The following is a 6,898-nucleotide window of genomic DNA, read 5'->3' on the forward strand; positions in this document are numbered from 1 at the left end:
GACGTATCGCCTGTGGCAACTCAATACGCAGCGCGTCAGTAAAGAAGAAAAGGGGACGTTCGGTGATTTCCGGTCGGAGAATCGCTGTTGCCGGCAAGTGGTGTCATTAGGCTATTGGCGCTGACAGCCCCACTGCATTGACGTTGGCGTTATTCCCTTTGACGCATCATTCATTTCCCTGCCTTCTACCCTGCGATCTGCCGGGGACACAATATACGGATAACACGATGAAATTTCTCAAAAGGCTGTGGTCAGCAGGCTTGCTGCTGCTCTTTTCCTGGCCGGCGTTCGCCGATGGGGTGAACTATCAGACCATCGCGGACGCTGCACAGAAAACCAATGACTTATCGCGCCAGGCGCTGGTCATGATCTTTGGGGATGTGGTTCTACATCCGTTTAACCCTGGGCAACAAACGTTGATTGGCTCGCTGTTTGCAATTATCAACGGTGTGCTTTGTGCCATAGCCCTGTTCTGGTTTTTAACCGTGACGATGAAAACCGTCGTGAAAGCCGGGCATGAAGGGCGTGTGTTTAATGGTGCTCGCTCGATGCTGTACCCGGTTATGACGTTTGCGGGCTTTATCACGCTGGTCCCTACCGGCTCGGGGTGGTCGATTTCGCAATTGGTGATGCTGTGGGCGGCGTCGGTGATGGGCGTCGGTAGTGCCAATCTGCTGACAGATAAAGCGGCAGATATGATGGCCAGCGGGTATTCGATGGTCACGCAGCCGACCGCGCCGGCGACCCGTTCAGCTGCACGGGCCATTTTTGAAATGAACCTGTGCAAATATGCCATCAACCGCGAACTGCAGGCACTTTATGCGTCAGGGGAAGCGAATACACCTCTGATGAGCACGAAAGGGGGCAACGGTGAGTATGAGACCGGTAATGGTAGCGCCATTTGCGGGTCGGCGAAAACACCGAACTCTGCCCGTAGCGGTGTCTGGAACGTGTTGTTTGACAGCAAGGTCGATACCGACAATGTGGTGGCGTCACAAAAGCAGGCGCTGGATAGGATGCAGACGTCGCTGGATCGGGCGGCCATGGACTTTGTCGATACCTATTTGAGTAAGCGTGATCAGGACAGTGGCCGTTTTCAGGATGTGGAAACCGACATCCAGAATGCGGCGGCCGACTATGAGGATACGGTCAACAAAGCGCTGAACCAGATCAACTACAAGGATTCGCTGCAGAGCCAACTGGTCAATCAGATCAAGAGCTATGGCTGGGTTTCTCTGGGGGCCTGGTATCACACCTTCGCGACCGCCAACAGTAAAACCAACGATGTGGCCAACGCGACGCCTATCACCAGTGGCATGAGTGGGGTGGGTGAGCACGGTACGGGAGACTTGTACAACCAGGTGTTTACCGCCTATCGCGCACAGGTGCAGAACAGTACCTATACACCGCCACTGGGGACACAAACGGAGAGTGAGATTAGTGCGGCTGGAGCTCCAAAAGAGCCTAATTCTGTTGTGATCAACGTGCTTAGAAGCCCAATGCAGGGATTAACAAACTGGATAGCAACAAAAAAATGGGGCACCGACGCCGATTTTTCTAATCAGGTCAACCCGCTAATCAAGATGCAAGAACTTGGAGATTACACGTTAGGTACGACCGAAACCTTGATGGCGGCGTATGCTGGCACTTGGGCGATTGCATCGGCGGCCAGTAACTCACCGGTGGGGTGGGCCAGTCATCTTTTTGCGGTTGATGCCGGGGCTGTGGTGAAGGATGTGATGGGCGCGCTGGCGCCGATGTTCTACTTCTTTATGTTTGCGCTGTTGGCTATCGGGTTCTCACTGGCGGTATTTTTGCCGGCTGTCCCTTTTGTTTTCTGGATGACAGGCTTCTTTAACTGGATTGTCAGCGTGCTGATTGGGTGCGCAGCAGGACCAATGTGGTCAGCGACGCATCTGGGGGCAGAGGAGGACAAGGGGAGCCGCAGCGCGTATGGGTATATTTTCCTGATCGACATGATGTTACGGCCTTCGCTGATGGTGCTGGGTTTTTTCTTCGCCTCTGTGGCGGCGATTGCCGGCGGGACGGTACTGAACTTGTTGTTCGCTCCAGCACTCGCCAATGCTAATGCAGATTCCATTGTTGGGCTCGTAAAAATGGTTGGCTGGTTGATGATTTATGCGCGTATTGCGACCTTCGGTGTGACGCGTTTATTCAGTCTACAGGCATCACTGCCGGACTATGTGATCTCATTCCTCGGTGGTCGAGAAGGGAATAATGTTATGGGTGGACTGGTCGATAATATGAAAAATATGTTCGGTGCTGCCGGTGCCGGTTCGCAGCGAATTCCTGGTATTCGCAATATGCCGAAGCGGTCTGGAAAAGGGAATGAAACTGATGGAATACAGTAGAAATCCCCTGACAAATACACAGTGGTTGGGTATAATATGGACAGTCACTATGGAGAATAAAACGATGGTGAAGCGGACAAAGTCAGTAAAGGAAGTATTTTTTTTCTTAGTTAAACTTGCTTATGGTTTATTGGCGTTACCATTTCTACTATTTGTAGCTGTTATCTATACTTTTATGTCATTTGACTCTGGATTAGGCTCTCAACAAAATAATGCCATTATTTTCACGTCTATTGTTTGGGCAGCGGTGCTTATTCCTGTTGGAGTGTTTTTCCTCTCGGCTTTTAATAAGCGTCGTCTTTTGCGAGTCATTACAAATGATATAAAAAGTTCCGATTTCTTTATGCCAGAACAAGGCTATGAGATGTACCATGAAGGTGATGGTAAATATCTGGGTATCGATATCAAGCGTGGCACCATCCTTTACGTGCACCGTATCCGCAAAGGTGAAGTCGACGTGATTGGACTGGATATGAATGACTGGACCAATCGGGAAGTGGAAGGAAAGATGTTCCGCCTTTACACCAAGCTCCCTGAGCTGCCCCGCATTGAAATTGCTACCCCGTGGGGCCAGCGCTGGTTTGATACGCTGGGGTCGATGGAGTTCAAGCAATATCAGCCGGCGATGCCGTTCTCTGAGTATGTTGATATTCACCGTGAACAGCTGGAGCGTGAAAATAATCTGGTGATACCCCGTTTAGCCTGAGTTGATTTTCCCCCTCCATCCTCTATAAACACCGGCCATTGAGCCGGTGTTTTTTTACTGTGGATCGATTAAGTCGACGACCAGACCGAGAACTTCATTAACGATGTGCGTTTCTGCTTTTGCCGCATAGCTTGCGCCTCTCATGGCCAGATCCAGTGCTCTGACCTGATAACATAAGGCGACCCCTGTTATCTTTCCCGTATCGGTAGAGTTGCCATCAAGATAGACCGTTACGGATGCAGAACGTGCAAGTCCACCGCCACTCGTGATGGGGACACAGATGGCCGTACCCAGCTTGGCGACCAATGCCTGCTCAGAGATAACCAGATAGTAATGCGCACCTTTAAACTCTCTACCTGATACGGGATCGCCATCAACGTGCCAGATTTCTCCCTTGCTGGGGATCCTTCTTTTAGGAGCCATCAGAGTGCCTCGCGTCCAACGTTACCGGAAGCAAGATCGTCACTCATGGCATCGTTGAACACGGCAATTTCGTTCTCATCAATACTCTTAAGTAACTCAGCGACCGTTTTACGGCCTCGCGCCACACGGGCTGCGGGTTTGATGCTGATGCCATCGGCGTTTGGGGCGATATCCAATGCTGTACCCACGGTCCATCCCATGAGTGCCGCAATGTCGCTAGGGATCGTGAGGACAACCGCTCCCCCTTGCTGGCGTAATTTGGTGACGCTCATTTGATACTCCTATGTGTAACTTTGTCTCACACTTAATATAGCACGAAGTTACATAAAGTCACACTGCAAGAGGTTATTCATGCAAAACCGTTCATCGCAAAGCGCCTGGGACGGCGATCAAGGGCAAATGTTCCTGGCCTTCTGTGCTGCCGTTCTATTGTGCTGGCTATTTTTTGATTCATTTGTGTACTGGAGTTGCTGGGTATTGTACTGGCTCTGGACTGCGGTAGATGTTCCCCGCATCCATAACTGGGCCGGTGGAAAAATAAACCTGCTGGTCGACACGGCCAATCACGCCGCCAGCGTTACCTTCGATAAGTGGCTTAATGTGATGAACGCCACTTCAGGTATCTTGCTGTTGTTCCTGGTGCCGATCGTTGTGGCCTGCGTTATTGCGCTGGTGCAGCACCCCGCGCTGGCTTTTCGCAGCAAACGGCCCATCAATGTCCATACGTTGCCGGATCTGGTCAGTGGTTTTGCCCCTTCCGTTATGCCCGTTCTGGCCATGGCATCCGGGTCGGATGGCCTGATGAATGATCCCGCTCCGGCTCACGTTTGGGCACTGAAACCCGAAGACTTCACCACGCAACATCAACTCGTTCAACGCAAGACGCTCGATCGGACTGCTGCAGCGGAGGTCTTCACTGCGCAGTTGGGTAAATCAATGTGTGATGTGACAAAGTGGCATCCTTATGAACGCGCATTGCTGGCGGTGTTTGGCCTGCAGGTATTCCTCAACGATCGGGCGGCAGCGTCAAGGTTGCTGGATGACCTGAATCGCTCCTGCGTAGTGCGGCGTTTTTTACGGCGCAAGCGGGTTTCACCTGTGCCGTTGTTCCCGTTGGCCAATGCAGCGTTTGAACGCGTGGTTCAAGCACCAGGCGTCAACGAGTGGTTGGCGCGACATGGGTATGTGCGCAGTGCGCTGGTTGGGTTGTATGCCCGTGACCTGCGATTGCCCCCGGCGCGTTTTCGTTGGCTCAAGGGCGTTGACCGTACATTGTGGTATGGCCTGCATTCTGCAGATACCGCCAAGGTGTTTGTCGAGGGGGCTGGTATTACCGCCCAGGCTCGTGCCGAGGTGCGCGCTGGCAAGTTGGGATTGCCCCGTCCGGGGATCATGGTGGATCAAGCTGTTGAAGGGCTGCAGGCCGATCTGGAAAGTCTGGGCTTGGTCTATCCGTATACACCGGGGGTTATTTGTCGTCGCCAGGCGGCAGAACAGTCGGTGATGTCAGCTGTTTATGCCGTTACTGCTCAGCCGGACAGCGAGGAGGCAACGGCACCGTAGCATTTCCCCTCTTGATTTATCTGATTACACCCACCGAATTTTTCCCCATTTGTAGGCCAGGCTACTCAGGCTCTGGTGTCGATCCTATTTGAATTAAAAGGATATTCCATGCGTTCAAAGTCAAACTATGCACCGTTCTCCGTATACATCCGCGATAACCTGTTAGTCGTCAAGCGTAGCGGGGAGGACGGCATCCGTACTTTGTGTACTGTCGACCGGCGCCGACAGCCGACATTTTTCCTGTCTGACGCTGGGGTGATGTGCTGTGACACGTTGGGAAATGTGTTCACGGTTGAGTCCAGCGCCCATGGTGGCAACGACCAACTGCTTGCGGCCTTGTCCGGTGCACAGCTGCAGCAGGCGGAAAAATGGTGCTCCCGATGGAGTACCCGGTTGACGATGGCCGGTGCATTGCTGTTTATCGGGGTCATGCTGGGTATTTACCTGGAGCAGTCCCGGGAGGGGGCACCGTTGGCGGTGGGGCCTGCGGTTAGCCTGGCACCACCGCCTCTGGTTGTGCCGCCGGCACGCTCTTCGTTGGCCAGCGCTAATAATGTCGTCTCCCCTGAAATACCTGTACCCGTCCAGCAAGCGCGAGTTGCCGCGCCAGAAGATGGCTGGGCGCTGCCGGCGTCAGTCCGGGCTACCCTGCCGCAGAAGCTGAAAAGTGCGGCCGATCGCCAATTGTTCACCGTGAACTATTCCTCTGGCCATGACCGCACTTTGTATGTATTTGCCGATCCCAACTGCCCTAATTGCAGGTATCTCGAGCCTGCATTAGTGGTTGCAGCCCATTTGGCGAACGTGGTCGTCTTCCCAGTGGCCGTGATTGGGCGCGAGAAATCCATTGCTGCCATCACCCCGGTGTTGTGCTTGCCGCCAGCGCAACGGCCGGCTGCCTGGCAGGCATTATTTACGGTTGGCACGGATGGACTGCAGCTGGGTAAACAACGCCCAGTCGACAAGAAAGCCGATAGTGCCTGTGATGTGGCTGAAAAGGCATTGGGCGTCAACGAAGTGGCCTATCAGGCCTATCGCATTCCGGGTACGCCTTGGGTGATTGCGGATGATGGTCGCTATGTACCCCAGGCGGTCCTGCGAGACCCCGCCCAACTGAGTCAGTTTCTGAGTGAGAAGGAGACGCTGAATGCAACCCACTGACTACGGTGTTGAACGCAACCGCGTTAACCGCCGTGTTTATCACTCAGCATTGGGGGACTGGATGCTGTCCCCGGGAGGGCTGGCGCTGGGGATGACCGGGGCTGTCATCGCCGGTGTGGTTTGGCCGGTCACATTGTGGTTAACGCTGCCCGTGATGATGTTCTGGGCGCCCGCGATGCTGATGGAACCCTGGCAAATGCCGATGCGCATGCCGACCGATATGGATCGGCTCGATCCTTCTACACAACGGCAGGTGCCGGGCAAGCTGTTTGGCTTCTTGCCCGTAACGGTTATGCGTATCGCCATGGGCAAGGCGGCCGGCATCCTCTATCTGGGGTATCTCCGTGGGCGTGATGCTGGGCGTGAACTGTGGTTGTCGATGGATGACATGACGCGGCACATTCTGATGTTTGGCACCACCGGTGCCGGCAAAACGGAAACGCTGCTGGGTTATGTGCTCAACCAGCTCAGTTTGGGCAAGGGGTTGATTTACTCCGACGCCAAGGCACAGAACGACGTGGCGCTGGCGATTGCGTCTCTGGCGCGGCGCTTTGGTCGTGAAGACGATCTGCGGATGATGAACTTCATCACCGGCGGTCGTTCGCGGGCTCAGGAGCTGCTGGAAGATGTCAAAAACCGGCCGCAAACCAATACGGTCAATGCCTTCGGCATC

6 protein-coding genes and 1 pseudogene are annotated in these 6,898 nt (G+C 53.9%); 5 read left to right on the forward strand and 2 right to left on the reverse strand.

Translation table 11 applies throughout. The features are described from left to right. Positions 1 to 227: 227 nt before the first annotated feature. Positions 228 to 2,372, forward strand: a complete 2,145-nt coding sequence (locus A6U95_RS21200; protein ID WP_065685902.1) for a DotA/TraY family protein — start codon at positions 228 to 230, stop codon at positions 2,370 to 2,372. 49 nt (positions 2,373 to 2,421) lie between these two features. After that, complete coding sequence (gene excA / locus A6U95_RS21205; RefSeq protein WP_198927314.1) at positions 2,422 to 3,078, forward strand: plasmid IncI1-type surface exclusion protein ExcA; 657 nt, start codon at positions 2,422 to 2,424, stop codon at positions 3,076 to 3,078. 54 nt (positions 3,079 to 3,132) lie between these two features. Here excA and A6U95_RS21210 read toward each other — a convergent pair whose 3' ends face one another. Both A6U95_RS21210 and A6U95_RS21215 read right to left on the reverse strand, forming a co-directional pair. Next, positions 3,133 to 3,501 carry a type II toxin-antitoxin system PemK/MazF family toxin gene (locus A6U95_RS21210; protein ID WP_065685903.1) on the reverse strand — a complete coding sequence of 123 codons (369 nt, stop codon included), beginning with the start codon at positions 3,499 to 3,501 and terminating at the stop codon, positions 3,133 to 3,135. After that, positions 3,501 to 3,773: an antitoxin gene (locus A6U95_RS21215; protein WP_065685904.1), complete on the reverse strand. Its 273-nt coding sequence runs from the start codon at positions 3,771 to 3,773 to the stop codon at positions 3,501 to 3,503. Before A6U95_RS21215 ends, A6U95_RS21210 begins: the two co-directional genes overlap by 1 nt. A gap of 79 nt (positions 3,774 to 3,852) precedes the next feature. Here A6U95_RS21215 and A6U95_RS21220 point away from each other — a divergent pair, with 79 nt between their 5' ends. The 3 genes and pseudogenes from A6U95_RS21220 to A6U95_RS21230 all read left to right on the forward strand — a co-directional run. After that, the gene (locus tag A6U95_RS21220) at positions 3,853 to 5,064 is read left to right on the forward strand and encodes a conjugal transfer protein (protein ID WP_065685905.1); all 1,212 of its coding nucleotides are present in this window, start codon (positions 3,853 to 3,855) and stop codon (positions 5,062 to 5,064) included. A 108-nt stretch (positions 5,065 to 5,172) separates the two neighbouring features. After that, on the forward strand, positions 5,173 to 6,225 hold the full coding sequence (locus tag A6U95_RS21225) for a DsbC family protein (RefSeq protein ID WP_065685906.1): 1,053 nt from the start codon (positions 5,173 to 5,175) through the stop codon (positions 6,223 to 6,225). Next, positions 6,212 to 6,898, forward strand: a pseudogene (locus A6U95_RS21230) (ATP-binding protein); the annotation flags it as partial. The gene A6U95_RS21225 and the pseudogene A6U95_RS21230, both read left to right, overlap by 14 nt.

It is taken from the genome of Serratia sp. 14-2641 (assembly GCF_001692375.1).
Taxonomy (GTDB): domain Bacteria; phylum Pseudomonadota; class Gammaproteobacteria; order Enterobacterales; family Enterobacteriaceae; genus Chania; species Chania fonticola_C.